This is a genomic window from Demequina rhizosphaerae, assembly GCF_000971255.1.
Classification (GTDB): Bacteria; Actinomycetota; Actinomycetes; order Actinomycetales; family Demequinaceae; genus Demequina; species Demequina rhizosphaerae.
The window spans coordinates 44,019-68,557 of the sequence record NZ_BBMC01000007.1; the positions used below are offsets into that span (position 1 = coordinate 44,019).

A 24,539-nucleotide genomic window follows, 5' to 3' on the forward strand; every position below is an offset into this window, starting at 1 on the left:
CCGCGGCAGGCCCACCCGGGCGACCGGCTCGAGACATCCAGGCGGCGCCCCACCGCCGGGACCATCGGACCAGTCCCCACAGATTGACACCTGACAACATCGACGCGACACGACTGATGGAGGTCATCACCATGGGAAAGCTGGTTGTCTGCGGCGTCGACGGGAACTTCGGGGGCTACGCGGCCGCCGTCCTCCGGGAGCTGGTCCCCGCTGACCGGATCAAGGTCACCGCGCCCACGCCCGACGCCCTCGCGGAGTACGAGGCCGCCGGCATCGCGACCGCCGTCACCAACTTCAACGACCCGGCCGGCCTCGCGGAGGCCTTCGCCGGCGCCGACAAGGTGCTCATCATCTCGATGCCGTTCGTCGGCCCCAAGCGCCGCGCCGCCCACAAGAACGCCGTGGACGCGTGCATCGCCGCCGACGTCCGCCAGGTGGTCTACACGTCGCTCGTCAACGCGACGGACCCCGAGAACCCGAGCATCGAGAAGATCGACCACGCCTGGACCGAGTCCTACATCCAGTCGACCGACCTCGACTACGTCTTCCTGCGCAACTCGCAGTACGCCGAGGCGATGATCACCGCCTACTTCGGCTCCATCCCCATGGGCGCGATGGCCAACAACGCCGGCGACGGCGTCATGGCCTTCATCTCCCGCCAGGACTGCGCCCGCGCCGCCGCCCACGTGCTCGCCAACCCGTACCTCCACCACCAGGTGCTCAACATCAACGGCGCCGAGGCGATGACGATGGAGCAGTTCTGCCAGGCCGGTAACGCCGCGACCGGCAACTCGCTCGGCTGGCGCGCGCTGACCGACGACGAGCAGTACGAGGTCTTCGACGCCATGGGCGTGCCGCGCACCACCGACGGCGACTTCCTCGAGGACTCCGAGGCGCCCTTCTCCTCCGAGGGCATGGTCACCTTCGGCGAGGCGATCCGCCTGGGCAAGATGGCCACCTGCTCGCGCGACTTCCAGATCGTCACCGGCCGCACGCCGCTCACCGTCGCGGAGATGTTCGCGCGCGCCGACGAGTACCAGGTCGGAGCCCGCCACTCGGTCGACGCGTAGCCGCCCGCCCGACTACGCACCCGCAGCACCTCCCCAGGCCGTGCCAGACTCGGCCTCGGGAGGTGCCGCCATGCCCGACAAGGTCGACCTGAAGAGGACCCTCGACGCGTACGCCGCCAAGAAGGGCGAGATCCGCCTCGTCGACGTCCCGCCCACGCGGTACCTCATGGTCGACGGTCGCGGCGACCCCAACACCAGCCCCGACTTTGCGGCCGCCGTCGAGGCCCTCTACCCGGTCGCGTACAAGACCAAGTTCGCCTCCAAGCGCGAGCTCGGCCGCGACTACGTCGTCATGCCCCTCGAGGGGCTCTGGACCGCCGACGACCCCGCCTCCTTCACCACGCGCCGCGACAAGTCCGCGTGGGCGTGGACCCTCATGATCATGACGCCCGACTGGGTGGACGATGCGCTGGTCGAGCGGGCGCGGGAGGCCGCCGGGGCGAAGGACGCCCCGGCGCGGCTCGCCGACGTCCGGCTCGAGACCCTCGCGGAGGGACGATGCGTCCAGACGCTCCACGTCGGGTCGTTCGACGACGAGGGTCCGGTCCTCGCACGCATCCACGACGAGTTCATCCCGGCGCACGGCCTCCGCATGACCGGCCGCCACCACGAGATCTACCTCAGCGACTTCCGCAAGGTGCCGCCCGAGAGGCTCCGCACGATCCTCCGGCAGCCGGTCGCGCCGGCGTAGAGCAGACGTGGGGCGGGTGTAAGGCGGGCGCAGAGCCGGCGTAGAGCCGGCATCGCAGCGGCCCGTCGTCCGGACAGGGGGGCGTCAGCCCCCGATCGCGCTCATCGGGCGCGCGGGCTGGACGAACGTCGGGTCGTCGATCCCGTGGCCGCGCCGCTTCGACGCGACGCACGCCCGCATCGCGTCGGCGAGCCGCGCATCGTCCGCCCCGTCCCTCATGAGGGTGCGGAGGTCGGACTCCTCGTGCGCGAAGAGGCAGTTGCGGAACTGGCCGTCGGCGGTGAGCCGCACGCGGTCGCAGCGCTCGCAGAACGCGCCCGTGACGGACGCGATGACCCCGACGGTGGCCGCGGTCCCGACGATGCGGAAGAGCGTGGCGGGCGCAGAGCCGTCGTGACCGAGCGGCTCGAGCGCGAAGCGCTCCGACACGGCCCCCAGGATCTCCTCGCCGGTGACCATGGATTCCCGACGCCAGGTGTGGCCCGCGTCGAGCGGCATGTGCTCGATGAACCGCATCTCGAGGCCGCGGTCGATCGCAAACTCCACGAGGTCCGCGATCTCGTCGTCGTTGACCCCCCGCATCACGAGCGCGTTGAGCTTGACCGGTGCCAGCCCGGCCGCCTTCGCGGCCTCGATGCCCGCGAGCGTGTCCGCGAGCCGGTCCCGCCGGGTGAGCTCGACGAACCGGTCCGCGCGGAGCGTGTCGAGCGAGATGTTGACGCGCGCGAGCCCCGCCTCGCGCAGCGGCGCGGCGAGCTCGGGCAGGCGCAGCGCGTTCGTGGTGAGCGACAGCTCGAGCGGCGCGTCCGGCGTGCGCAGCCCCGCGAGGGCGCGCACCACGTCGACCACGTCGGGGCGCAGCAGCGGCTCGCCGCCGGTGAGCCGCACCGACCGCACGCCCAGGCCCACGGCGACGCGCGCGAGCCTCACCAGCTCGTCCGTCGACAGCAGCGTCGCGGACGCGAGCCACGGCACCCCGTCCGCCGGCATGCAGTACGTGCAGCGCAGCGAGCAACGGTCGGTGAGCGAGATGCGCAGGTCGCGGTGGACGCGCCCGAACCGGTCGACGAGCCCGCCCGTCACAGCCCCACCCATACGTGCGAGCCGTCCGCGAGGACCTCGCGCTTCCACACGGGCAGCTCGGCCTTCACGGCCTCCACCAGGGCGGATACTGTGTCGAGCGCCTCGCGACGATGCGGCGCGGACACCGCGGCGACGATCGCCGCCTCGCCGACCGACAGCGAGCCGATGCGGTGGGTGACGGCGATGACGAGGTCGGCCGCGTCGTGGCGCGCCGCGAGCGCGCCCAGCACCTCCGCGGCGGACGGGTGCGCCGAGTAGTCGAGTCCGACGACCTCGCCCTCGACGGACGGGTCGTGGTCACGCACCGTGCCGATGAAGGTCGCGATCGCGCCCGCGCGCGGCCCCGCGACGGCGGCGACGTGCGCGTCGAGCGACAACGTCTCCTCGGAGATCGAGGCGAGCGCGATCAATGATCCCCTCCGTCCAGCTGGGACAGCGCGTGCGGCAGCACCGCCGCCAGTACGGTCGCGGCGGACCGCGCGGCGCCCGGCGAGCCGGCGACGTTCACGACGATCGCGCCGTCCTCGGTGACCCCGGCGAGGCCGCGCGAGAGCACCGCGGTGGGCACGGCCTCGGCGTCGACCGCGCGCAGCCGCTCGGCGATCCCGGGCAGCGGCCGCGCAAGCAGGGGCGCCGTCGCCTCGGGGGTGAGGTCCTGGGGGGTCACGCCGGTGCCGCCCGTGGTGAGCACCACCCGGGCGCCGCCCGCGATCGCGGCACGGATCGCGCCGCGCACCGAGTCGACGCCGTCGGGGACGATGCGCGTCCCGACCTCCGCCCCCAGCGCCGCCATCGCCTCCGCGAGCACGGGGCCCGACGCGTCCTCGCGCTCGCCGCGCGCGGATCGGTTCGACGCGGTGAGGACGTGGACGCGCACGCCCGACAGGTCCGGGGCCATGCAGGCCAGTGTACGAACGACCGTATTGCCAGGGTGTTGCGGCCTCACAGCGCGTAGGCGGGCAGTCCGCGCGGCACGCCGAACCACACGGCCGCACCCGCGTCGAGGCGCGCCGCGACGGTCGCGTCGACGTCCGCGGTGACCGCGGAGCCGACCACCCGCACCTCGTCCCCGCGGGGCTCGAGCGCCGTGACGGCGTCGGGGATCCACGCCAGCGCCCGGTCGCGCGGGGCGTCGCCGACCACGAGCGTGACGGCCGAGGGTGGCAGCGCGACGGCCCCCGCGGCGCCGCCGCCCGGCCCCCCGCTCACGGGCACGCGGGCGCCGCCCCGCAGCTCGAGCGCACCCCCGCGCATCGTCCCGGCGACCAGCACGCGCGCGGCCATCCGCGCCGCGAACGGGGTGCGGGGCCGGGTCAGCACCTCGGCCGCCGCCCCCGCCTCCACGACGCGGCCGCGGTCCATCACGGCGACGTCGTCGGCGAGCGTGTGCGCGTCGAGCGCGTCGTGCGTCGTGACGATCGCGGTGACGTCCGCGAGGAGGGCCCGCAGCATCGTCCTGATCGACGAGGCGGCCTCCACGTCCAGGCCGGCGAACGGCTCGTCCAGCAGGAGGACCCGGGGCTCGGCGGCGAGGGCCCGCGCGATGGCGACGCGGCGTGCCTGCCCGCCCGACAGCTCGCCCGGCCGGCGTGCCGCGAGATCGGCGCAGCCCACCCGCGCGAGCCACGTGCCCGCGACCTCGCGCTCGTCCCGGCGCCCGGCCGCGCGCGGCCCGAACGCGACGTTGTCGAGCACGCTCATGGGGAACAGCGCATCGTCCTGCGCGAGCAGCACGATGCCGCGCTCGCGGGGCGGCACCGGCCGCCCGGCCCCGACAAGCTCACGCCCGTCGAGCACGATGCGCGCACGGGTGGGTCGCACGACGCCGGCGATCGCCTCGAGCGCCGTGGACTTCCCGGACCCGTTGGGGCCCAGCAGCGCGAGCGTGCGACCCGCGCCGACCGTGAGCGTCGCGTCGACGTCGCGCCCCTCGACCGTGACCTGCGCCTCGAGCCTCATCGCACCGCCCTCCCCGCGACGGGGCGGTACGCGACCGCGACCACCGTCACGGCGACGACGAGCAGCACGATCGACAGGGCCACGGCGGCGTCGGGGTCGGTCTCGCGCGCGAGGTAGATCTCCAGCGGCGTGGTGCGCGTGACGCCGGCGAGCGACCCGGCGAACGTCAGCGTCGCGCCGAACTCGCCGAGGGCGCGGGCGAAGGCGAGGACGGTGCCCGTGGCGAGCGCGGGCCCGAGGGCGGGCAGGGTGACGCGCGCGAGGATGCGGGTGCGCGAGGCGCCCAGGGTCGCCGCGATCGCCTCGCGCCGCGAGCCGTGCGTCGCCAGCGCGGACTCGACCGACACGACCATGAACGGCATCGCGACGAAGGCCTGCGCGAGCACCACGGCGACGGTCGTGTACGCGATCGACACGCCCGCGTCCTCGAGCGGCCCGCCGAGCAGCCCGCGGCGGCCGAATGCGTACAGCAGCGCGAGGCCACCGACCACGGGCGGCAGCACGAGCGGCGCGAGCAGCACCGCGCGCGCGACCGCGCGGACGCGTCCCTGAAGCGCGTGCAGCGCGAAGCCGAGCGGCACGCCCAACACGAGGACCAGTGCGGTGGCGACGAGCGAGGTCCGCAGGCTCAGCGCGAGGGCCTCGAGCGAGGCGGTCGCGGTGATGAGCGACCACATCTCGCCCCAGCTCGCGCGCGCGAGCAGCCCCACGAGCGGCAGGGCGACGAGCAACGCGCCCGCCACGGCCAGCGGCACGAGCCAGCGCGGGCCCGTCACGGCGCCCCGAAGCCCGCGTCGGCCAGCACCGCGCGGCCCTCGGCGCCGGCGACGTAGGCGACGAAGTCGTCGGCGATCTCCGCGAAGTCGGACCTCTTGAGCCGGGCGATGGGGTAGCGGTTGACCACGGCGTCGGCGCCGCCGATCGCGACCGCCTCGACGCCCGCGGCGCGCGCGACGTCGGTGACGTAGACGACGCCGGCGTCGGACTGCCCGGCGGCGACCTTGCCCAGCACGCCGGTGACGCTGGTCTCCTCGGAGACCGCGGCGATGTCCACGCCCTGGAGCTCGGCGAGCGTCGCGGTCGCGGCCCCGCACGGCACCTGCGGCGCGCAGACCACCGTGGCCACCGCATCGTCCGCGAGGGACCCGAGCCCGGTCACGCCGGCGGGGTTGCCCTCGGGCACCGCGATGGTGAGCGTGTTGGTCGCGAAGACGACCGGCTCGCCCGCGACCTCGTCGGCGACCGCGGCCATCTGCGCCTCGTCCGCCGAGGCGAAGACGGCCGCCGGGGCGCCCTCGAGGATCTGCGCGGCGAGGTCGCTGCTTCCGCCGTACGTGACGCGCACGTCGACCCAGGGCAGCACCTCCTCGAAGCCCGTCGCCAGGGTCTCCATGACCTCGGACAGCGACGCGGCCGCGTACACGTCCAGGACGTGCGTGACCGCCGTCGAGGGGGCGCCCTCCGAGTCCGGCGAGAAGGCGGCGCAACCGCCGAGCGCGAGCGCGACGACGCCGGCCGCCACCACCCGGGCCGACGACCTCACCGGGACCCGGCCGGCGTCTCGACGATGACGGTGGTGGCCTTGACCACCGCGGTCGCGACCGAGCCCGGCTCGAGCGCGAGCTCGCGCGCCGCCTCGGCGCTCATGAGCGACACCACGCGGTGCGGTCCGCACTGGAGGTCCACCTGCGCCATCACGCCGTCCGCGACCACCCGGGTCACGATCCCCGTGAAGCGGTTGCGCGCGGACCGCCGCACGTCCGTCGGGTCCTCCGGCGCCTGCGCCCGCGCGGCGTAGCCGGCGACGTCGACGCCGTCGACGAGGATCCGGCCCGCGCCGTCGCGCACGGTCGCGATCCCCTCGGCGTCGATCCAGCGGCGGATGGTGTCGTCGCTCACGCCGACAAGCGCGGCGGCCTCCGAGATACGCAGGTGCGGCATGGTGGCGACGCTAGCGCCGCAGATGCGGCGCGACAAGGGTGGGCGCGGAGCCTCGAGGGCGCCGGGACGATGCGGCGGTGGGGGAGCGCCGCGCCGCCCGGGGGTCTACGCCGTGGGCGCGGGCGGTGCCGGCGGCGCGGGCGGGCCTGTGCGGGGCGGCTCGTCCTCGTCGCCCTCGAGCGCCTCGAAGACCTCGTGGTAGAGCACCGCGTGGACCTTCTCGACGTTGGGGATGTCGTCGAACGACAGCGGGTCGTCCGACGCGGACTCGATGATGAGCGTGCCCGTCCGGAACATCCGGTCGATGAGGCCGTGGCGGAACTGGACGGTGTTGACGCGCGCGAGCGGGATGTCGATCCCGCTCTTGGTGAGCACGCCGGTGCGGTAGATCACGCGACGGTCCGTGATGACGAAGTGGGTGGTCGCCCACCGGATGAACGGCGCGATCGCGAGCCACACGATGAGCACGAGCCCCACCACGCCGACCGTCACCGCGAGGATCGTCTCCGCGATGCCGTCCAGCTCGACCGTCCCGAGCCACCACAGCACGAACGCGACGAGCGCGATCGCGAGCACCGACACGATCACCGGCCCCACGAGCGCCTTCCAGTGGGGGTGGCTGTCGACGACGACGTCCTCGTCGGGGGCGAGCAGGTTGCGGGGGTAGGCCATACGGGGAACGTAGCAGCGCGGACGTCGCGCGGATAGGGCCAGCATGACGCGCCGGAGACGCGATCGTGACCGCTCCGAAACATGACGTGGCTATCGTGGGCGCATGACCGCCGACCAGCAGACACCGTGGACTGGATACCAGCCGGTTCAAGCCTGGGACGAGGCCATGGACCTCGAGGGTCGCGTGAGGGACCCGTACCGTCGCGTCTACCACGAGATCGATCGCATGTCCGGCGAGGACCTCTACTCGCGGGCCGAGGCCCTGGCGTCCACGTACCTCGCGCAGGGCGTGACCTTCGACCATGCGGGCGAGGAGCGGCCGTTCCCGCTCGACATCGTGCCCCGCGTGGTCGGCTCCGAGGAGTGGGACATCATCTCGCCGGGCGTCGCCCAGCGCGTGCGCACCCTCGAGGCGTTCCTCGCGGACGTCTACGGCTCGCAGCACTGCGTCAACGACGGCATCGTGCCGCGCCGCCTCATCGCGACGTCCCAGTACTTCTACCGCGAAGCCGCGGGCATCGACCCCGCGAACGGCGTGCGCGTCCACGTGTCTGGCATCGACCTGGTGCGCGACCAGCACGGAATCTGGCGCGTGCTCGAGGACAACGTCCGCGTCCCCTCGGGCGTCAGCTACGTGCTGTCCAACCGGCGCGCGATGTCGCAGATGTTCCCCGACATGTTCGGCGCGATGGGCGTCCGCCCGGTGCTCGAGTACTCGCAGCGCCTGCGCGCCGCGCTCACCCGCTGCGCGCCGGGCGACATCGACGACCCCACGATCGTGGTCCTTACCCCGGGCGTCTTCAACAGCGCCTACTACGAGCACTCGCTGCTCGCCCGCACCATGGGCGTCGAGCTCGTCGAGGGTCGCGACCTTGAGACGCACAACGGGCGCGTGTACATGCGCACCACCGCGGGCCGCCGCCGTGTCGACGTCATCTACCGCCGCGTCGACGACGACTACCTCGACCCCGTCGCGTTCCGTCCGGACTCCGCGCTCGGCGCGCCCGGCATCGTCCACGCGGCCCGCCTGGGCAACGTCACCATCGCCAACGCGGTCGGCAACGGCGTCGCGGACGACAAGCTCATCTACACGTACATGCCGGACCTCACCCGCTACTACCTGGGCGAGGAGCCGATCCTGCCCAACGTCGACACGTGGCGGCTCGAGGAGACCGAGGCCCGCGAGGAGGTCATGGACCGCCTCGCCGAGCTGGTCGTCAAGCCGGTGGACGGCGCGGGCGGCAAGGGCGTCCTCATCGGCCCCAAGGCCTCGCGCGAGGAGCTCGACAAGGTCCGCAAGCAGATCCTCGAGGACCCGCGCGGGTGGATCGGCCAGCCGGTCATCCAGCTCAGCACCGTCCCGACGCTCACCGACGACGGCCTCGAGCCGCGCCACGTCGACCTGCGCCCCTTCGCGATCAACGACGGCGACGACGTGTGGGTCCTCCCCGGCGGCCTCACCCGCGTCGCCCTGGCCCGCGGCCAGCTCATCGTCAACTCGTCGCAGGGCGGCGGTTCGAAGGACACGTGGGTGCTCGGCGGCGAGCGCCAGCGCGGCCGGGTCACCCCGCCACCGGAGTCGCGGGTCGAGCTCTCGGGCATCGGCGCCGTCCCGCAGGCGGCGCACCCCGACGACATCGAGCACGGACAGCAGCAGCAGCAGCAACAGCAGCAGCAGGGTGAGCCGAAGCAGGGAGAGCCGACATGCTGAGCCGCATCGCGGAGTCCCTGTTCTGGATCGGCCGCTACGTCGAGCGCGCGGACAACACCGCCCGCCTCCTCGACGTGCACCTCAACGTGCTGCTCGAGGACCCTTGGGTCGATGAGCCGAGCGCGAACGGCTCGCTGCTGTCGGTGATGAACTGCGAGTTCGAGGCGCCGGTGAGCCGCCGCGACGTGCTCGCGACGCTCGCCTTCGACGCGGAGCGCTCGTCGTCGATCGCGTGGACGCTCGGCGCGGCCCGCGAGAACGCCCGCCGCGCCCGCGAGGTCATCAGCACGGAGGTGTGGGAGTCGCTCAACACCACGCGCAACCAGCTGCCGCGGTGGACCGCCTCGGCACGCCCGCACGAGTACTTCGTGTGGGTGCGTGAGCGTGCCGCTGTCGTGTGGGGCCTGCACTCCGCCACGACGTCCCGTGACGATGCGTGGCACTTCATGGAGCTCGGGCGCTCGCTCGAGCGCGCGGACATGATCGCGCGCCTGCTCATGACGCGTCACTTCGAGGGCACGACGGGCCCCAACTGGACCACGCTGCTGCGCTCGTGCTCCGCGCACGAGGCGTACCTGCGCACCGTCCGCGCCCTCGTCACCGAGGAGCGCGCGGCGGAGTTCCTCCTGGTGGACCGCCTGTTCCCGCGCTCGATCGCCTACAACCTGCAGAAGGCCGAGGACACGCTCGGGCTCATCGAGGGCGCCTCGAACAGCCGCGCGCTGTCGGACCGCGCGCGCCTCGCCCTGGGCCGCGCGCGCACCAACCTCGAGTACCGCGACGTGCGCGACGTCCTCGACGACCTGCCCGGCCAGATGCGCGAGGTGCAGAGCGCGTGCGGCGCGGCCTCGGACCTCATCCGCGACCGCTACTTCCTGCCGGCGTCGACCGTGCTGTGGAGCCAGGAGGCCCTATGACCACGCTCCGCATCGAGCACCGGACCAGCTTCGCGTACGAGGGCTCGATCGTGTCCTCGTACAACGAGGCGCGCCTCATCCCGGCGTGGCTGCCGCGCCAGCGCGTGCTCGACTCGAAGGTCGAGATCTCGCCCGTGACGTGGCGCTCGTCGTACCGCGACTACTGGGAGGCCGACGTCGTCGTCTTCGAGGTGCTCCAGCCGCACGAGAGCCTCTCCGTGGTCGGCTCGAGCCTCGTCGAGGTCACCAGCGTGCCGGCGCGCGAGGAGCGCGTCGCGTGGGAGACCCTCACGGGCCCGCGCTTCCAGGACCTGCTGAGCGAGTACCTCGGGCTGAGCGACACGACCGAGCCCACCGAGGAGCTCGCAGCCTTCGCGCGCGACGCCGCGTCGCGCCTCGGCCCCGATGACACGGCCCGCGCCATCTGCGACCACCTGCACGACCAGATCAACTACGTGCCCGGCTCGACGTCCGTCCACACGCCGGCCCGCGACGCGTGGGACGCCCGCTCGGGTGTGTGCCAGGACTTCGCGCACCTCGCCATCGGCGCGCTGCGCACCGTCGGCATCCCGGCCCGCTACGTGTCCGGCTACCTCCACCCCAAGCGCGACGCCGCGATCGGCGAGACCGTGTCGGGGGAGTCCCACGCGTGGGTCGAGTGGTGGACGGGCGACTGGTTCGGCTTCGACCCGACCAACGACCGCGAGGTGGGCGACCACCACGTCATCGTGGCCCGCGCCCGCGAGTACACGGACGTGCCGCCGCTCACCGGCGTCGTCGCGGGCAGCACCACGGAGCTCGACGTCCAGGTGCACATCACCCAGGTCGAGTAGGGACGATGCGGCGGTCGCCTCAGCCGATGTGCTCGAGGTGCCACGGCTCGGGCTTCGAGCCGTCGGGCCGCGCCCACCCCGGCAGCGTCCACCCGTAGGCCGGCGCCGCGGAGACGAGCCACGCGTAGGCCTCGCCGTCGTAGCCGCCGGGCAGCCCGGGCTCCGACAGGTCGATCGCCTCGCCCCACCCGTGGTTCGACGTGCCCGGGACCGCGGCCATGCCGCCGTAGCGCGCGGTCGCGGCGAGCTGGCCGGCATAGTCGCGGTACGCGCTCGAGATCGGGATGTGGAGTCCGAACAGGTCGTGGAACGTCGCGTCGAGCCGCTCGAGGTCGTCCGCCGCGTCGCACGCGAGCTTGAGGCCGGCGCCCCACGGCAGCGCGCACAGGGCCGAGTCCGGGATCTGCCCGTTCTCGTAGGACGAGGCGAGGGTCGGGGAGGTCGTGCCCGCCGCATCGTCCCCCGGGGCGGCCTGGGAGGTGTCGCCCCCGCCGCCCGACGCGGCGCCCTCGCCGTCGACCGCGAGGTAGCCGGGCGAGGCCCACAGCAGCCGGTCGCCGACCCGCACCTCGACCCAGCCGTCGGCGGTGACGGCGCCGGTGGTGTCGAGCTCGGCGCCGTCCTCGCGCTGCGTCGCGACCACGGCGTCCGTCGACGGACCCCGCCGCAGGTTGAGCGCGCTGTCGACGTCGACCTGCACCACGGTCGGGTCGACCAGCCGCAGCGGCGCCTTCCACGGCGTGAACGTCACGTCCGAGCGGTGCGCGAGCCGCAGGACCGCGGCGACGGCGCCGCGCGACACGGTGGCGGCGGGCAGCAGCTCGAGGCCCTCGTCCCCGTCCTGCCCGAGCTCGCCGACGGTGCTCGCGAGCCACGTCGCGGCGGCGTCCATCTCGGACCCGGCGGTCACGTCGGCGTACGTCCCGAGGTCGGCGTCCTTCACCTTCGGGGAGCCGGCGAACCGGTAGAGCATCCGGGTCATGACGCCGCGGGTGAGCGGGTCGTCGGGGCGGAACAGCCGCGTGTCGCCCTCGAGCCGGCCGGTGACGATGCCCTGCGCCGCCAGCCACGCGATCTCGGCGGAGTACTCGGTGTCGCCGCGTCCGGCGTCCGCGAACGGCGACCGCTTGGGCACGATGCTGGCCGGCGACCCGGCGAGGCGGTACAGGAAGGCCGCGAACTCTCCGCGCGTGAGCTCGAGGTCGGGCATGTACGCGCGTCCGGCCTCGGTCAGCACGCCCTCCGCGATGCCCTTGCGGCCCATCCACGCGATCGCCGCGGCGAACTGCGAGTACGTCGGGTCGCCCAGCACGTCCGACACGTCGTCGAAGGCGACCGGGTCGAGGGGATCCGGGCCGCGGACGCCGGACGATGCGGGGGCGTCCGGGTCGTACGGCTCCGGTTCGGCAGCGGAGGAGGGCGCCGGCTGCGAGGTGCCGGTGCCGGTGCCTCCGGTCGACGGCTCGTCGGCGGGCGCGCTCGGGGTGGTCGGCTCCGGGGCGGGGTCCTGCGTGGCGCCGTCGGACGCTGAATCGGGGGAGCCGCCGGACGGCTTCTCGGCGGGTCCGCCCGCGTCGCTGGTCTGCTCCGGCGCGGGCTCGTCGGCCGTGGCCGCGGGGGCAGGCTCCGGGTCCGCCTCGGTCGTCGGGTCGGCCTCCGGCTGCGGCGCCGTCGTCTCGCTCGGCGTCGTCTCGACGGGCGCGGGCGAGGGATCCTCGGGGGCGACCGCCGCATCGTCCTGCGTCGAGGAGGGGGCTGGGGTGGAGGCGGCCTCGGGCGGTTCGGGCGTAGGCGTCACCGTCGCGGCGCCCGCGGGGGCGGCGCCGACGAGCAGCAGCGCTCCCGCGACGGTCGTCGTCGCGATCCCGGTGAGCAGGCCGCGGGGCGTGCCGCGCCTGCCGAATACCGCCATCGGCCTCCTTCCCCGTCCGTTCGGGCCGCCGCGCGCCGGCGGAGCCCTCCGTGCGGGAGGGGCCCCGGGCGCGCGACCATGCCGTCACGGTCAGCCCTGGCGTACGGCGTCCTTCCATGGTGCCACGCACGCCGCGCGAGGGCCTGGGGAGGGCGTCAGGAGACGGAGACGCCGGTGCTCCAGCGCGTCGTGGTGAAGAATCCGGAGCGCTTGGCGATGACCTTGACCTTGATCGTGTGGCCCTTGTCAGCCTTGCGCAGCGTGTAGCGGCGGCCCGTGGCGTCGGAGATCTTGTCACCGTCGCGGAACCACCGGTAGGCGATGCTGCTCGGGGTGGGGGACCACTCGCCGGCCTTGGCGGTGAGCTGCGAGCCGACCTTCGCGGTGCCGGACACCGTCGGCCGCGGCGCGGTGCTGAAGGCCTTGGGGATCGACACCGCCGCGCTGGTCTTGGCGGTGGTGAGGTAGCCCGAGCGCTTGGCGATGACCTTGACCTTGATGTTGTGGCCGCGGTCGGCCTTGGTCACGGTGTACTTGCGGCCGTTGGCGCCGTCGATGCGCACGCCGTCGCGGAACCAGCGGAAGCTCACGTTCGGGGAGGGGCTCCACGAGCCCACCTTCGCGGTGAGCACGGAGCCGACCTTCTTCGTGCCCGCGATCTTGGGCCGCGGCGTCGCGTCGAACTTGCTGTAGTGCGCGAAGTTCTGGGTCGCCCACACGCAGTCGCTCGACTTGTCGTACGCGATGCCGACGCCGATGTCGGAGTAGCTGCCGCTGATGTTCGCCTCGTGGCCGGAGGACTTGAGCCACGCCGTCATGACGGCGGCCGCGTTGTCGGCGGCCGAGCCGTAGCCGCACGCGTAGCCGACGTTCTCGGCGGCGCGGTCGGGCGTCGACGGGATCTGGACGGCGAACTTCGGGTTGTGGCTGAGGTTCTCGGTGGAGCGCATCTTCTTGCTCCACGTCGTCGACACGTCCGTCATGCCGCCCTGCAGGGAGAGCGGCTTGAGGCCCTCCTCGGCGCGGTAGGCGTTGGTCTTCTTGAGGATGAGCTGGGCCGGATCGGTGGCGGCGTGCGCGGAGCCGCCTGCCAGCGCCACCGCGGCCACCAGCAGGCCGACCAGCGCGAGCGCGGTGCGGCGAGCGAGCGTGTGCGGGACCGCGAGGGCGGACGGACGCATGCTGACCTCCTGTTCGGGGATCCGGGGCTGGATGCGCCCGTCTCCGGATGGGATATCGGCATGATTCCGGCATTCCGGTAGCCCTGGGAGGGGTTTGTGGGCTATGCCACATGGCGTCCGTGCGTGAATGTGGCGAATGTCACTGGCCGGGGCCCGTTCGTGACGTCCCTGGTCAGCGCGCGCGGACCGCCGCGCTCGTCCTGCTGGTCGCGAGGAAGCCGGGCTTGCGCGCGGTGACCTTGACGGTGATCCGCGCGCCGCGATCCTTGGCGACCGGGGAGTACGTGCGTGCCGTCGCGCCGGAGATCGCGACGCCGTCGCGGTACCAGCGGTACGCGAGCGACGTGGGCGTCGGCGTCCACGTGCCGGTGCGGGCGCGGAGGGTCGACCCCACGGCGGGCGTGCCCGCGATGGTCGGCGTCGGCGCGGCGGAGAAGACCTTCGGCACGGCCTTGCCGGCGCTCGTGCGGCTCGTCTTGAGGTCGCCGCTGCGCTGGGCGGTGACCTTGGCGGTGAGGGTGTGGCCGCGGTCGTCCTTGGTCACCGTGTAGTGCCGCGTCGTCGCGCCCGCGATGCGGATGCCGTCGCGGAACCATCGGAACGTGAGCGCGGCGCGAGGCGACCACGTGCCGGGCACGGCGGTGAGGGTCTCCCCGGCCTTGGCCCGGCCGGAGATCGTCGGGGTGGGGGCGGAGGCGAAGCCCGCGGGCACGGCCACGGCGGCGGAGGTGCGCGCCACGGTGTCGAAGCCCTCGCGGGCGCCGGTGACGGTGACGGTCACGGCCGCGCCGAGATCCGCCGTGGCGAGGACGTAGGTCGCGGCGTTGGCGCCGTCGATCGCGACGCCGTCACGGTTCCACCGGTAGGCGAGGAGCGCGGACGGGGCCCAGGTCCCCGACCTCGCGGTGAGCGTCGCGCCGGGCTTGACGGTCGGGGCCGCGATCGTGGGACGCGGCGTGGCGGACCACACGCCCTTCTCGAGCACGGCGTCGATGCCGGTGACGGCCGCGCGCGGGGCGACGGTCACCGGGGTCGCGTCGAGGTACGAGTACGCGTCGTCGAACCACTCGGGCGCGACGTCGGGCAGGAGCGAGCCCTGCTCGTCCTCCGCGATTCCGAACGACACGTCGTAGGTGTCGGGCGGCAGGTTCGTGAACGTGTAGCCGTACGCGCCCGGTGTCGCGGTGAAGTGCGTGCCGCGGGCGCCGGCGAGCCACACCGTGACGAGGCCCGGGCTCGGCTTCGCGACCGACTCGCTGATGATCGTCACGTCCCCGGACAGCGTCCCCGTCCACTCCATGGTCTGGTCGATGCTCGTCGCGTCAGCCGTCGTGAGGTCCACGGGCGTCGAGGTGCCCTGCGTCACCGCACCCGGCCAGTACGACGTGCGCACCAGCGGCGGGATGGTCAGCGACTGGGTCTCGGTCGTGAGGTAGAGGGGGAAGCTGATGCGGTAACGCCCCGGCTCGAGCCCGTCGAGCGTGTACGTGCCGTCCGTCGGCGACACCGCGACGAAGCCGCCCGGCTGGCCGTCCAGGCCCGTCGCGCGCACGAATACGAACACGTAGTAGTCGAGCGGCGCGCCCTGGGGCAGGGACACGGTGCCCGAGATCGACCGGGTGACGGTCTCGGCGCGGGCGGGCTCGGCGGCCGAGGCGAGACCGAGCGCGAGCAGGAGGGCGGCGGCGAGCGCGACCAGCCGCGTCCGGCGGGACGATGCGATGGGCACGGGCCACACTCCCTCAGCCGGGGAGGCTCCCTGCGCTCTGCCGGTGAGCGCAATGTAGCGGCACGCGGTGACGTCGACAAGAGGGTCTGGCGGCCCCGTCGCGCGGCCAACCTGCGCGCGCGGACCTCGCGCGCATCGTCCCTCGGTAGAATCCTTCGGGTGACCGAGACGCCCACGCACGACGCCGCCCGCTACGACTTCCACGCGATCGAGGAGCGCTGGCTCCCCGTGTGGGAGGAGCGCCAGCCCTTCCGCTCGGGCCGGCCCGACGACGACCGCCCCACCAAGTACGTGCTCGACATGTTCCCGTACCCGTCGGGCGACCTCCACATGGGTCACGCCGAGGCGTACGCGCTCGGCGACGTCATCGCACGCCACTGGGTGCAGAAGGGCTTCAACGTCCTCCACCCGATCGGCTGGGACTCGTTCGGCCTGCCCGCAGAGAACGCCGCCATCAAGCGCGGCGTCGACCCGGCCGGCTGGACCGAGGACAACATCGCCCAGCAGGTCAGCTCGATGAAGCGCTACGCGTGCTCGTTCGACTGGGACCGCGTGCTGATGACGCACCGTCCCGACTACTACCGCTGGAACCAGTGGATCTTCACGCGCATGTTCGAGCGCGGCCTCGCCTACCGCAAGCACTCGAACGTGAACTGGTGCCCGAAGGACCAGACCGTGCTGGCGAACGAGCAGGTCGTGGGCGGCCTGTGCGAGCGCTGCGACACCCCGGTCACCAAGAAGAAGCTCAACCAGTGGTACTTCAAGGTCACGGAGTACGCGGACGAGCTGCTCGACGGCCTCGAGACCCTGCGCGGCTCGTGGCCCGACAAGGTCATCGCGATGCAGCGCAACTGGATCGGCCGCTCCTCGGGCGCCGACGTCGCGTTCGAGATCGAGGGCCGCGACGAGCCCATCACGATCTACACGACGCGTCCCGACACGCTCCACGGCGCGACCTTCATGGTCGTGGCCGCGGACTCCGACCTCGCCGCCGAGCTGGCCGAGGGCGCGGACGAGGCGACGCAGGCCGAGTTCGCGACCTACGTCGAGAAGGTCAAGGGCGAGAACGAGATCGATCGCCTCGCGACCGACCGCGAGAAGACCGGCGTCTTCCTGCAGCGCTACGGCATCAACCCCGTCAACGGCGAGCGCCTGCCCATCTGGGCCTCCGACTACGTCCTGGCCGACTACGGCCACGGCGCGATCATGGCCGTGCCGGCGCACGACCAGCGCGACCTCGACTTCGCGCGCGCCATGGACCTGCCCGTCCGCGTGGTCCTCGACTGCACCGACGAGAACGGGCAGGCCTACGGCGACCCGGCCGAGACCGGCATCGCCGCCGCGGGCGACGGCACGCTCGTCAACTCGGGCTCGCTCAACGGCATGGCCAAGGCCGAGGCCATCGCCGCCATCACCGAGGAGCTGTCCGCGGCCGGCACGGGCGACGCCGCGACCAACTACCGCCTGCGCGACTGGCTGATCTCGCGTCAGCGCTACTGGGGCACGCCCATCCCGATCGTCCACTGCGAGGCCTGCGGCGAGGTCCCCGTCCCCGACGACCAGCTGCCCGTGCAGCTGCCCGCCGCCGAGGGGCTGGACCTCAAGCCCAAGGGCCAGTCGCCGCTCGCGGCCGCGACGGACTGGGTCAACACGACGTGCCCGTCGTGCGGCGGCGCGGCCCTGCGCGACACGGACACGATGGACACCTTCGTGGACTCGTCGTGGTACTTCCTGCGCTACCTCGACCCCGCCAAGGCCGACGGCCCGTTCGATGTGCTCGACGCGAAGCGCTGGGCGCCCGTCGACCAGTACGTCGGCGGCGTCACCCACGCGATCCTCCACCTGCTGTACTCGCGCTTCTTCACCAAGGCGCTGCGCGACATGGGGATGCTCGACTTCGACGAGCCGTTCTCCGCGCTGCTCAACCAGGGCATGGTGCAGATGGACGGCTCCGCGATGTCGAAGTCCCGCGGGAACCTGGTGCGCCTGTCCGAGCAGCTCGACGAGTTCGGCGTCGACGCGGTGCGCCTCACCATGGCCTTCGCCGGCCCGCCGGAGGACGACATCGACTGGGCGGACGTCTCGCCCGCGGGCTCCGCCAAGTTCCTCGCCCGCGCGTGGCGCCTCGCCCGCGACGTCGAGTCCGAGCCGGGGGTCGACCCGGCCACGGGCGACCAGGCGCTGCGCGCGGTCACGCACCGGACGCTGCACGACTCCCAGGAGCTGGTCGAGGGCTTCAAGTTCAACGTGGTGGTCGCCCGCACCATGGAGCTGGTCAACGCGACCCGCAAGGTCATCGACAGCGGCGCCGGCGCGTCCGACCCCGCGGTCCGTGAGGCGGCCGAGGTGGTCTCCATCCTGCTGAGCCTGTTCGCGCCGTACGCGGCCGAGGACATGTGGGCGATGCTCGGCCACGAGGACGTCGCGCTCGCGACCTACCCGGCCGTCGAAGAGTCGCTGCTGGTCGAGGAGACCGTCACGTGCATCGTCCAGGTCAAGGGCAAGGTGCGCGGCCGTCTCGAGGTGCCCCCGGGCATCTCCGAGGACGAGCTGCGCGAGCTCGCGCTCGCCTCCGACGGCGCTAAGCGCGCGATCGGCGACGCGGGCATCCGCACGGTCATCGTGCGCGCGCCCAAGCTCGTCAACATCGTCACCGCGTGATCTGCCGCCGGCACCGCCTCCGGGCGGTGCCGCGGCGGCATCGCCACCGCGTGCGCGCCCCGCGCCGCTAGGGTGACCGCATGACCGTCGCCGTCATCGCCGACTCCGCGGCCTCGCTGTCGCCGGGGCTCGCGGAGAGCCGGCGCATCGGGGTGGTGCCGCTGCAGGTCGTCGTCGACGGCGACGCGGTCGAGGAGGGCGTCGGGATCAGCCCCGACGAGGTCGTGGCGCACCTGCGCGCGGGCCACGCCACCAGCACCTCCCAGCCCACGCCCGCCGCCTTCGACGCGGCCATTTCCGCCGCGGTCGAGGCCGGTGCCGCGGGCATCGTCATCGTGGCGATGTCGCGCGCGCTGTCGGGAACGTGCGAGGCCGCGGAGGCCGCCGCCGCACGCGCGCCCGTGCCGGTCGAGGTCGTCGATACCAGGACCGTCGCCATGGCGGCGGGATACGCGGCGCTGGCCGCCGCGCACGAGGCGCGCGCGGGCGGGTCGCTCGAGGCCGTGGCCGCGGTGGCGCGGGACGTCGCCGCCGGCTCCCGCTGCGTCTTCACCGTCGAGTCGCTCGACCACCTCCGGCGCGGGGGAAGGATCGGCCCGGCCGTCGCGGCCGTCGGGCGCGTCCTCGGCATCCGGCCCGTGCTCGAGGTCGCGGACGGCGAGGTCGCGCTGGTGGGGCGGGTGCGGTCGGCCGCGCGGGCCCGCGCGGCCCTGCACGCCGCGGTGGACGATGCGCTCGCCGGGCGGGCGCACCCCGTCGTCACGGTGCATGGCGTGGGAGCCGAGGAGCAGGCGACGGAGGCGGCGCGCGAGATCGAGGCGCGTCATCCGTGGCTCGGGCCGGTCGCGGTCGCCGAGGTGAGCGCCGTGCTCGCGGTGCACGCGGGGCCGGGGACGCTCGCGGCCGTCGTCGCGGACCTGCCGCCGGAGGCCTGAGCGCGGTTCCGGCGGCGCGCTTTCCGCGCGGTCACGCGCCCGTCCAGCCCCCGCCACGGTTCCGCCGTCGCCGCACCCCCTCTCCCAAGGTGATGTCCCCGGTCGCGTGCCGTGGTCGCGGCTCCTCCGGGCGTCGCCGCTCGGGCCAGCGCGACTTCGAAGGCGGCCTAGCGTGCCCGCATGGATGCCTCCGACTCGTCCGAGGACGTGCGCGCGCGATGGTCGGCCGGCCTGCGCGAGGCGGCGGCCCACGCGTACGCGGCGGGGCACGGCGCCGAGCCGCCCGCGCCGCAGCCGACCCGCTGGCGCCTCGACGCCCGCACCGCGGTCACCGCCGCAGCGGTGATCGCGATCCTCGCGGCCGTCGGGTGGTGGGGCCTGCGCGGCGAGCCCGCCGCGCCGCTCGTCGCGAGCCCCTCGCCGAGCGCGAGCGCATCCGCCGCGGCTCCGGCGATGCTGATCGTGCACGTGAGCGGCGCGGTCCGGTCCGCGGGCCTGGTCGAGCTCGCCGCCGGATCGCGCGTCGCGGACGCCATCGAGCTCGCCGGCGGGCTACGCCGCCGGGCCGACGAGTCCTCGGTCAACCTCGCCCGGCCCGTGACGGACGGCGAGCACATCGTGGTGGGGCGCGTGAACCGCTCGGGGGAGCCCGTCGCCGCGCGCGAGCCAGGCCCGGTCGACCTCAACAACGCCGACGAGACGGCCCTCCAGGCCCTGCCCGGGGTAGGAGAGGTCCTCGCGGCGCGCATCGTCGCGGACCGCGAGGCCCACGGCCCGTTCGCGGCGATCGAGGACCTCGAGCGCGTGTCGGGGGTCGGCCCGGCCATCATCGAGGCGATCGCCGACCTCGCGACGACGTGACGCGGTGGGCGGCTGGGGCGACCTGCGGCTCGTGCCCGCCGCGGTGGCGGCGTGGGCCGCCTCGCTGGCGTGCTGGGCCGCCGGGGTGCGTGTGGGCGCGGTCGTCGCCGCGCTGTGCGGCGCGGCGACGCTGGTCGCGCTCGGGTGGGGGCGACGCGTTCCGGGCCTGGTCCCGGCGCTCGTGCTCGCCGCGGTCGCCTCCGCGGCCTCGACGGTGACCACGGGCGCGGCGGTCGAGGCGCGGGCGTGGATCGCGGCCCACGTCGATGCCCCGGTGGAGGTGCGCGGGCGGGTGACGGAGGTGCGTCCCGTCGACTCCCACGGCGCACCGCGGGTCGCCGTGCGAATCGACGTCGAGGCGTGGCGCGGTGCTCGCACGGACGGGTGGCGCACCGGTGCGGGCCTGATCGTCGTGCTCACCGACGCGGACGGGGCGCCCGGGCGCGGGTCCGAGGCGACCGCGCTCGGCACCGCGGGTGCGGCGGCGCGCGGCACGGTGGACGCGCTGCTCGACGGCCGCATCGTCGCGAGCGAGCCGCCCGCCGGGTGGCGGGCGGTCGCCGAGGACGCTCGGACGTCCTTCCGCGCCGCGCTAGAGGCCGCGCCCGCCGCGACCGCGCCGGTGGTCGCGGGCATGGTGCTGGGAGACACCTCGGCGATGGATCCCGCGCTCGTGGCGCAGATGCGCGCGAGCGGCCTCGCCCACCTCACCGCGGTCTCCGGCGCGCACTTCGCGATCCTCGCGGTGGCGCTCGGTGCGGCGTTGCGACGCGCCCGCGCCTCGCCGGTGGTGGTCGCGGTCGCGACGGTGGCGGCGTGCGGGGCCTTCGCCGCGGTCGTGTCGGGCGGCGGGTCGGTGCTGCGCGCGCTCGCGATGGCCGCGATCGCCGCGGGCGCGCTCGTCGCGGGCAGGCGGGGCCAGAGCGTGCCGGCGCTCGCCGCCACGGTCCTCGTGCTGCTGCTCGCGCGCCCCGAGCTCGCGCGCGACGCCGGCCTGGCGCTGTCGGTCGCGGCCGTGGCGGCGATCGGGATGCTCGCGCCCGGGCTCGCGTCCCGCCTCCGTCGCCGCATCGCGGCGCCGCTGGCCGACGCCGCCGCGGTGACCCTCGCCGCACAGGCCGCGTGCATCCCCGTGCTCGCCGCGATCGACGCGTCCGTCGGGCCGTGGGCGGTGCCCGCGAACGCCGTCGCGACACCGTTCGCGATCCCGGTGACGCTCCTCGGCGTGGCGGCGCTCGCCCTCGCCGGGCCGGCGCCGGGGGTCGCGCAGGTCCTGGCGGACGCCGCGGCACGATGCGCGTACCCGGTGGTCGCCGCGGCCCGCGCCTTCGCCGACGCGCCTGGGGGCGACCTGGCCTCCGCCGTGGGGCCTCGAGGGGTGCTGCTCGGGGCCGCGCTCGTGCTCGCCGTCGCGGTGGTGGCGCGGGCGCGGCGCCGCTGGTCGCGCGCCGGCGCCGTGGCCGCCGTCGCGCTCGCGTTCCTCCTGCACGCCCCGCCGCGGTGGCTGCCCGAGGCGCTCGGCGGCGCGGTCGACGGCTGGACCGTGGTGGCGTGCGATGTCGGGCAGGGCGACGCGCTGGTCGTGCGCGGAGGGGGAGCGGTCGTGATGGTCGACGCGGGCACGGCGGACGCGGATGCCGCGGGCTGCCTCGCGAGGCTCGGGGTCGCGCGGGTCGACCTGCTGGTGCTCACGCACGAGCACGCGGACCACACGGGCGGGGTCGCGGAGCTCCGCGACGCCGTCGACGTGAGGCGTGCCTGGCTGCCGCCCGAGCCCGCGGAGTCGACCGTCGCGGCGTTGACGGGAGTGCCCAGCGCGGCGCCGGCGGCCGGGGAGGCGGTCCGGCTGGGCGGCGTCGACGTGCGGGTGCTCCAGACGGGTCCGGCACCCCGGTCGCGCGACGGCACCGACGTCAACGACTCGTCGACCGCGGTGCGCCTCGAGGCGGACGGGCTCGTCGTCGTCGCGCTCGGCGACCTGGAGGTGGAGGGACAGCGGCGCCTCGCACCGGTCGTCGCCTCGCTCGGCGCCGTCGACGTCGTCAAGGCGGCCCACCACGGCTCGGCAGCCCAGGATGCGGCGCTGGTGCGGGCGATCGCGGCGCCGATCGTGCTCGTGTCGGTCGGGGAGGGCAACGACTACGGCCATCCGTCCGCGGAGGCGCTCGCGCTGTACGGCGCCGGGGGAGCGGCGGTGCTGCGGACCGACCTCTGCGGAGACGTCGTGCTCGGTGCGCGCGACGGGGTGCCCGTGCTCGTCCGGCGATGTCGGGACTCCGTGGGAGGCTAGTCCCCGTGGCGAGACGAGAGGCACCGCAGGCGACCTGGCACCGTGCCGCCCCCGCACCTGTGGTGCTGGTGTCGGGCCCTGAGAAGCTGCTCGCGAGCCGCGCGGTCGAGCGCATCACCGCGGTGATGCGCAAGAGCGGCGAGATCGAGGTGAGCAGGCTCGACGCGAGCGCGTACTCGCGCGGCGGCCTGACGGGAGCGACGAGCCCGTCGCTGTTCGCCGAGCCCGGCCTCGTGGTCGTCGAGTCCCTCGAGGCGATGAACGACGACTTCCTCCAGGACGCGCTGGCATACGTCGGACGCCCCGACCCCGAATGCGTGGTCGTGCTGCTCCACGGCGGGGGCGTGCGCGGCAAGAAGCTGCTCGACACGCTGCGCAAGGGCGGCACCCCCGAGTACACGTGCCCCGCGATCAAGAAGGACGCGGAGCTCGTCGACTTCGCCACCGGCGAGTTCGAGCGCGCCCAGCGCCCCGCCCCGGCGCGAGCCGTGCGCGCACTGGTCGACGCGATCGGCGAGGACGTCGCCGAGATCGCAGCCGCCTGCTCGCAGCTGGTGAGCGACGTCGAGGGCAGCATCGACGAGGCCGCCGTCGCCCGGTACTACGGCACGCGCGTCAACGCGACCGGCTTCGCCGTGGCGGACGCGGCGATCGCGGGCCGGACCGCCGACGCGATCGCGCTCGTGCGCCACGCGATGTCCACGGGAACCGACCCGGTACCGCTGGTCGCCGCGCTCGCGATGAAGCTGCGCACCCTCATCAAGGTCGGCGCGGCGCGCGGGCGGGGCGTGAGCCTCAAGGAGCTCGGCATCCAGCCGTGGCAGGAGGATCGCGCGCGCCGCGACCTCCGCCGGTGGGACGCGGACACGCTCGCGCTCGCGGTCCAGGCCGTCGCGCGCGCGGATGCGGAGATCAAGGGCGCCTCGCGCGCGCCGGGCTTCGCGCTGGAGCGCGCGGTGCGCACGGTCGCCGAGCTCGCGGCCTGAAGCGGGAGATTCCCGCTAGACCAGCACCGGGTCCTCGCCGCGTTCGTGCACCATCACGCGCTCGAACCACCAGCCCTGGAACATGTCGAAGCCGAGGTCCTCGCACGCGCTGAGGATCTCCGCGTCCTCGACCCGCTCCGCGATGAGCGTCGCGCCTCCGCGGCGCGCGGCGTCGACCAGCGCGGGACCCTTGCGGACGAGGTCGCGGAAGTCGACCTTCACGTAGTCGGCGAGGGGGAGCAGGCTCAGCTGCGACTCGGTGGCCGCGAAGTCGTCGATCGCGACGCGGAAGCCCTCGCGCTTGAGCTCGGACAGCCGCGCGGCGAGCGCCACGTCCGCGTACGCCGACTCGACCACCTCGATCACCACGCGCGCCGGATCGCAGTGGTGCGCGACGTCGTGGTCGAGCAGGTACGTGCGCGTGAAGTTGATGAAGGCCGGGTGCGGCGCGGTGATGTCGGGGTCGCGCCAGAACGCGGCGGCGATGACGTGCTCGGTCGCTCGGTCCTGCAGCCGCGGCGGCCACATGTCGATCGGCAGCGAGTCGTGACCCGGCGCCCGGTAGAGGAGCTCGTGCCCCCGCACCTCGCCGGCGCGCGCGAAGATGCCCTGGCGTCCCACGATCGCGGTCGAGCCGTGCCGGCTCAGGTGCGGCGGGTGCCAGAGCCGAGGACCCGTGGCGAACGTCACAGCAGGCAGACTAGCGGTCACGCCCCCAGAAAGCACGAACGCCCCGATCGCCGGAGGCGATACGGGGCGTAGGTGCGTGCGGTCGCTTAGAGAGCGGCGACCTGCTTGGCCAGCGCCGACTTGCGGTTCGCGGCCTGGTTCTTGTGGATGACACCCTTCGAGACGGCCTTGTCGAGCTTGACGGAGGCGGTCTTGAGGGCGGTCTCGGCGGAAGCCTTGTCGCCGGCGGCGATGGCCTCGCGCACCTTGCGGACGTTGGTCTTCAGCTCGGACTTGACGGCGACGTTGCGCAGGCGCGACTTCTCGTTGGTGCCGATGCGCTTGATCTTCGACTTGATGTTGGCCACAGCGATTCCTTCTGCGTTCAGGTGAAAACTTATGGGTGGGGCGCGAGCAGGCGCGCTCACACACGAACGA

General features: G+C 74.1%; 23 protein-coding genes. 10 read left to right on the top strand and 13 right to left on the bottom strand.

Annotated features, from left to right (window positions below; translation table 11 throughout):
• Positions 1 to 131 precede the first annotated feature (131 nt).
• Positions 132 to 1,070, top strand: a complete 939-nt coding sequence (locus tag AOM07_RS10470) for an NAD(P)H-binding protein (protein WP_062313819.1) — start codon at positions 132 to 134, stop codon at positions 1,068 to 1,070.
• Positions 1,071 to 1,140: 70 nt separating this feature from the next.
• Positions 1,141 to 1,761 carry a GyrI-like domain-containing protein gene (locus AOM07_RS10475; protein ID WP_062313563.1) on the top strand — a complete coding sequence of 207 codons (621 nt, stop codon included), beginning with the start codon at positions 1,141 to 1,143 and terminating at the stop codon, positions 1,759 to 1,761.
• 84 nt (positions 1,762 to 1,845) lie between these two features.
• Here the strand turns inward: AOM07_RS10475 and moaA are convergent, their stop codons facing one another.
• From moaA to AOM07_RS10515, 8 genes are all read right to left on the bottom strand, one after another.
• Positions 1,846 to 2,856 (bottom strand): GTP 3',8-cyclase MoaA, encoded by a 1,011-nt coding sequence (moaA, locus tag AOM07_RS10480; RefSeq protein ID WP_062313565.1) that lies wholly within the window; start codon positions 2,854 to 2,856, stop codon positions 1,846 to 1,848.
• Entirely contained in the window at positions 2,841 to 3,254 is a 414-nt protein-coding gene (locus AOM07_RS10485; RefSeq protein ID WP_062313567.1) for a molybdenum cofactor biosynthesis protein MoaE, read from the bottom strand. The genes moaA and AOM07_RS10485 overlap by 16 nt, the downstream gene beginning before the upstream one ends.
• On the bottom strand, positions 3,251 to 3,742 hold the full coding sequence (locus AOM07_RS10490; RefSeq protein ID WP_062313569.1) for a MogA/MoaB family molybdenum cofactor biosynthesis protein: 492 nt from the start codon (positions 3,740 to 3,742) through the stop codon (positions 3,251 to 3,253). The genes AOM07_RS10485 and AOM07_RS10490 overlap by 4 nt, the downstream gene beginning before the upstream one ends.
• Positions 3,743 to 3,786: 44 nt before the next feature.
• Positions 3,787 to 4,803, bottom strand: a complete 1,017-nt coding sequence (locus tag AOM07_RS10495; RefSeq protein WP_062313571.1) for a sulfate/molybdate ABC transporter ATP-binding protein — start codon at positions 4,801 to 4,803, stop codon at positions 3,787 to 3,789.
• Positions 4,800 to 5,579, bottom strand: a complete 780-nt coding sequence (locus AOM07_RS10500; RefSeq protein ID WP_062313573.1) for an ABC transporter permease — start codon at positions 5,577 to 5,579, stop codon at positions 4,800 to 4,802. The genes AOM07_RS10495 and AOM07_RS10500 overlap by 4 nt, the downstream gene beginning before the upstream one ends.
• Entirely contained in the window at positions 5,576 to 6,346 is a 771-nt protein-coding gene (gene modA, locus AOM07_RS10505) for a molybdate ABC transporter substrate-binding protein (RefSeq protein WP_062313576.1), read from the bottom strand. The genes AOM07_RS10500 and modA overlap by 4 nt, the downstream gene beginning before the upstream one ends.
• The gene (locus AOM07_RS10510; RefSeq protein ID WP_062299198.1) at positions 6,343 to 6,744 is read right to left on the bottom strand and encodes a TOBE domain-containing protein; all 402 of its coding nucleotides are present in this window, start codon (positions 6,742 to 6,744) and stop codon (positions 6,343 to 6,345) included. The genes modA and AOM07_RS10510 overlap by 4 nt, the downstream gene beginning before the upstream one ends.
• 105 nt (positions 6,745 to 6,849) lie before the next feature.
• Positions 6,850 to 7,416, bottom strand: a complete 567-nt coding sequence (locus tag AOM07_RS10515; protein ID WP_062313578.1) for a PH domain-containing protein — start codon at positions 7,414 to 7,416, stop codon at positions 6,850 to 6,852.
• 166 nt (positions 7,417 to 7,582) lie between these two features.
• Here AOM07_RS10515 and AOM07_RS10520 point away from each other — a divergent pair, with 166 nt between their 5' ends.
• Genes AOM07_RS10520 through AOM07_RS10530 form a run of 3 tightly spaced genes read left to right on the top strand, consistent with a single transcriptional unit; the run spans position 7,583 to position 10,877 of the window.
• On the top strand, positions 7,583 to 9,127 hold the full coding sequence (locus AOM07_RS10520; protein ID WP_228374443.1) for a circularly permuted type 2 ATP-grasp protein: 1,545 nt from the start codon (positions 7,583 to 7,585) through the stop codon (positions 9,125 to 9,127).
• Positions 9,121 to 10,044: an alpha-E domain-containing protein gene (locus AOM07_RS10525; protein WP_062313582.1), complete on the top strand. Its 924-nt coding sequence runs from the start codon at positions 9,121 to 9,123 to the stop codon at positions 10,042 to 10,044. The genes AOM07_RS10520 and AOM07_RS10525 overlap by 7 nt, the downstream gene beginning before the upstream one ends.
• Positions 10,041 to 10,877 carry a transglutaminase family protein gene (locus tag AOM07_RS10530; protein WP_062313584.1) on the top strand — a complete coding sequence of 279 codons (837 nt, stop codon included), beginning with the start codon at positions 10,041 to 10,043 and terminating at the stop codon, positions 10,875 to 10,877. Before AOM07_RS10525 ends, AOM07_RS10530 begins: the two co-directional genes overlap by 4 nt.
• Positions 10,878 to 10,896: 19 nt before the next feature.
• Here the strand turns inward: AOM07_RS10530 and AOM07_RS10535 are convergent, their stop codons facing one another.
• The 3 genes from AOM07_RS10535 to AOM07_RS10545 all read right to left on the bottom strand — a co-directional run bounded on the left by AOM07_RS10535 (position 10,897) and on the right by AOM07_RS10545 (position 15,699).
• Positions 10,897 to 12,789, bottom strand: a complete 1,893-nt coding sequence (locus AOM07_RS10535; RefSeq protein ID WP_062313586.1) for a D-alanyl-D-alanine carboxypeptidase family protein — start codon at positions 12,787 to 12,789, stop codon at positions 10,897 to 10,899.
• 155 nt (positions 12,790 to 12,944) lie between these two features.
• On the bottom strand, positions 12,945 to 13,970 hold the full coding sequence (locus AOM07_RS10540; RefSeq protein WP_062313589.1) for a CAP domain-containing protein: 1,026 nt from the start codon (positions 13,968 to 13,970) through the stop codon (positions 12,945 to 12,947).
• Positions 13,971 to 14,142: 172 nt separating this feature from the next.
• The gene (locus AOM07_RS10545) at positions 14,143 to 15,699 is read right to left on the bottom strand and encodes a carboxypeptidase-like regulatory domain-containing protein (protein ID WP_156171908.1); all 1,557 of its coding nucleotides are present in this window, start codon (positions 15,697 to 15,699) and stop codon (positions 14,143 to 14,145) included.
• Between the two features lie 159 nt (positions 15,700 to 15,858).
• On the opposite strand from AOM07_RS10545, the gene leuS reads away from it, so the two are divergent.
• The 5 genes from leuS to holA all read left to right on the top strand — a co-directional run bounded on the left by leuS (position 15,859) and on the right by holA (position 23,432).
• Positions 15,859 to 18,360 carry a leucine--tRNA ligase gene (gene leuS / locus AOM07_RS10550; protein WP_062313593.1) on the top strand — a complete coding sequence of 834 codons (2,502 nt, stop codon included), beginning with the start codon at positions 15,859 to 15,861 and terminating at the stop codon, positions 18,358 to 18,360.
• Positions 18,361 to 18,440: 80 nt separating this feature from the next.
• Complete coding sequence (locus AOM07_RS10555) at positions 18,441 to 19,295, top strand: DegV family protein (protein WP_062313595.1); 855 nt, start codon at positions 18,441 to 18,443, stop codon at positions 19,293 to 19,295.
• Positions 19,296 to 19,475: 180 nt separating this feature from the next.
• Entirely contained in the window at positions 19,476 to 20,156 is a 681-nt protein-coding gene (locus AOM07_RS10560; protein WP_062313597.1) for a ComEA family DNA-binding protein, read from the top strand.
• A gap of 4 nt (positions 20,157 to 20,160) precedes the next feature.
• Positions 20,161 to 22,446, top strand: a complete 2,286-nt coding sequence (locus AOM07_RS10565) for a ComEC/Rec2 family competence protein (protein ID WP_062313599.1) — start codon at positions 20,161 to 20,163, stop codon at positions 22,444 to 22,446.
• A gap of 5 nt (positions 22,447 to 22,451) precedes the next feature.
• Positions 22,452 to 23,432: a DNA polymerase III subunit delta gene (gene holA, locus AOM07_RS10570; RefSeq protein WP_228374437.1), complete on the top strand. Its 981-nt coding sequence runs from the start codon at positions 22,452 to 22,454 to the stop codon at positions 23,430 to 23,432.
• Between the two features lie 15 nt (positions 23,433 to 23,447).
• On the opposite strand, the gene AOM07_RS10575 is transcribed toward holA, so the two are convergent.
• On the bottom strand, positions 23,448 to 24,122 hold the full coding sequence (locus tag AOM07_RS10575; protein WP_062313602.1) for an EAL and HDOD domain-containing protein: 675 nt from the start codon (positions 24,120 to 24,122) through the stop codon (positions 23,448 to 23,450).
• Between the two features lie 86 nt (positions 24,123 to 24,208).
• Positions 24,209 to 24,469, bottom strand: coding sequence for a 30S ribosomal protein S20 (rpsT, locus tag AOM07_RS10580; RefSeq protein ID WP_062313604.1), 261 nt, complete (start codon positions 24,467 to 24,469; stop codon positions 24,209 to 24,211).
• Between the last annotated feature and the right edge of the window lie 70 nt (positions 24,470 to 24,539).

What these genes read in the sequence shown, in the direction of transcription:
- AOM07_RS10470 (WP_062313819.1), top strand. Translation starts at nt 132, where the DNA reads ATGGGAAAGCTGGTTGTCTGCGGCGTCGACGGGAACTTCGGGGGCTAC.
- AOM07_RS10475 (WP_062313563.1), top strand. Translation starts at nt 1,141, where the DNA reads ATGCCCGACAAGGTCGACCTGAAGAGGACCCTCGACGCGTACGCCGCC.
- moaA (WP_062313565.1), bottom strand. Translation starts at nt 2,856, where the DNA reads ATGGGTGGGGCTGTGACGGGCGGGCTCGTCGACCGGTTCGGGCGCGTC.
- AOM07_RS10490 (WP_062313569.1), bottom strand. Translation starts at nt 3,742, where the DNA reads ATGGCCCCGGACCTGTCGGGCGTGCGCGTCCACGTCCTCACCGCGTCG.
- AOM07_RS10495 (WP_062313571.1), bottom strand. Translation starts at nt 4,803, where the DNA reads ATGAGGCTCGAGGCGCAGGTCACGGTCGAGGGGCGCGACGTCGACGCG.
- AOM07_RS10510 (WP_062299198.1), bottom strand. Translation starts at nt 6,744, where the DNA reads ATGCCGCACCTGCGTATCTCGGAGGCCGCCGCGCTTGTCGGCGTGAGC.
- AOM07_RS10515 (WP_062313578.1), bottom strand. Translation starts at nt 7,416, where the DNA reads ATGGCCTACCCCCGCAACCTGCTCGCCCCCGACGAGGACGTCGTCGTC.
- AOM07_RS10520 (WP_228374443.1), top strand. Translation starts at nt 7,583, where the DNA reads ATGGACCTCGAGGGTCGCGTGAGGGACCCGTACCGTCGCGTCTACCAC.
- AOM07_RS10525 (WP_062313582.1), top strand. Translation starts at nt 9,121, where the DNA reads ATGCTGAGCCGCATCGCGGAGTCCCTGTTCTGGATCGGCCGCTACGTC.
- AOM07_RS10530 (WP_062313584.1), top strand. Translation starts at nt 10,041, where the DNA reads ATGACCACGCTCCGCATCGAGCACCGGACCAGCTTCGCGTACGAGGGC.
- AOM07_RS10535 (WP_062313586.1), bottom strand. Translation starts at nt 12,789, where the DNA reads ATGGCGGTATTCGGCAGGCGCGGCACGCCCCGCGGCCTGCTCACCGGG.
- AOM07_RS10540 (WP_062313589.1), bottom strand. Translation starts at nt 13,970, where the DNA reads ATGCGTCCGTCCGCCCTCGCGGTCCCGCACACGCTCGCTCGCCGCACC.
- AOM07_RS10555 (WP_062313595.1), top strand. Translation starts at nt 18,441, where the DNA reads ATGACCGTCGCCGTCATCGCCGACTCCGCGGCCTCGCTGTCGCCGGGG.
- AOM07_RS10560 (WP_062313597.1), top strand. Translation starts at nt 19,476, where the DNA reads ATGGATGCCTCCGACTCGTCCGAGGACGTGCGCGCGCGATGGTCGGCC.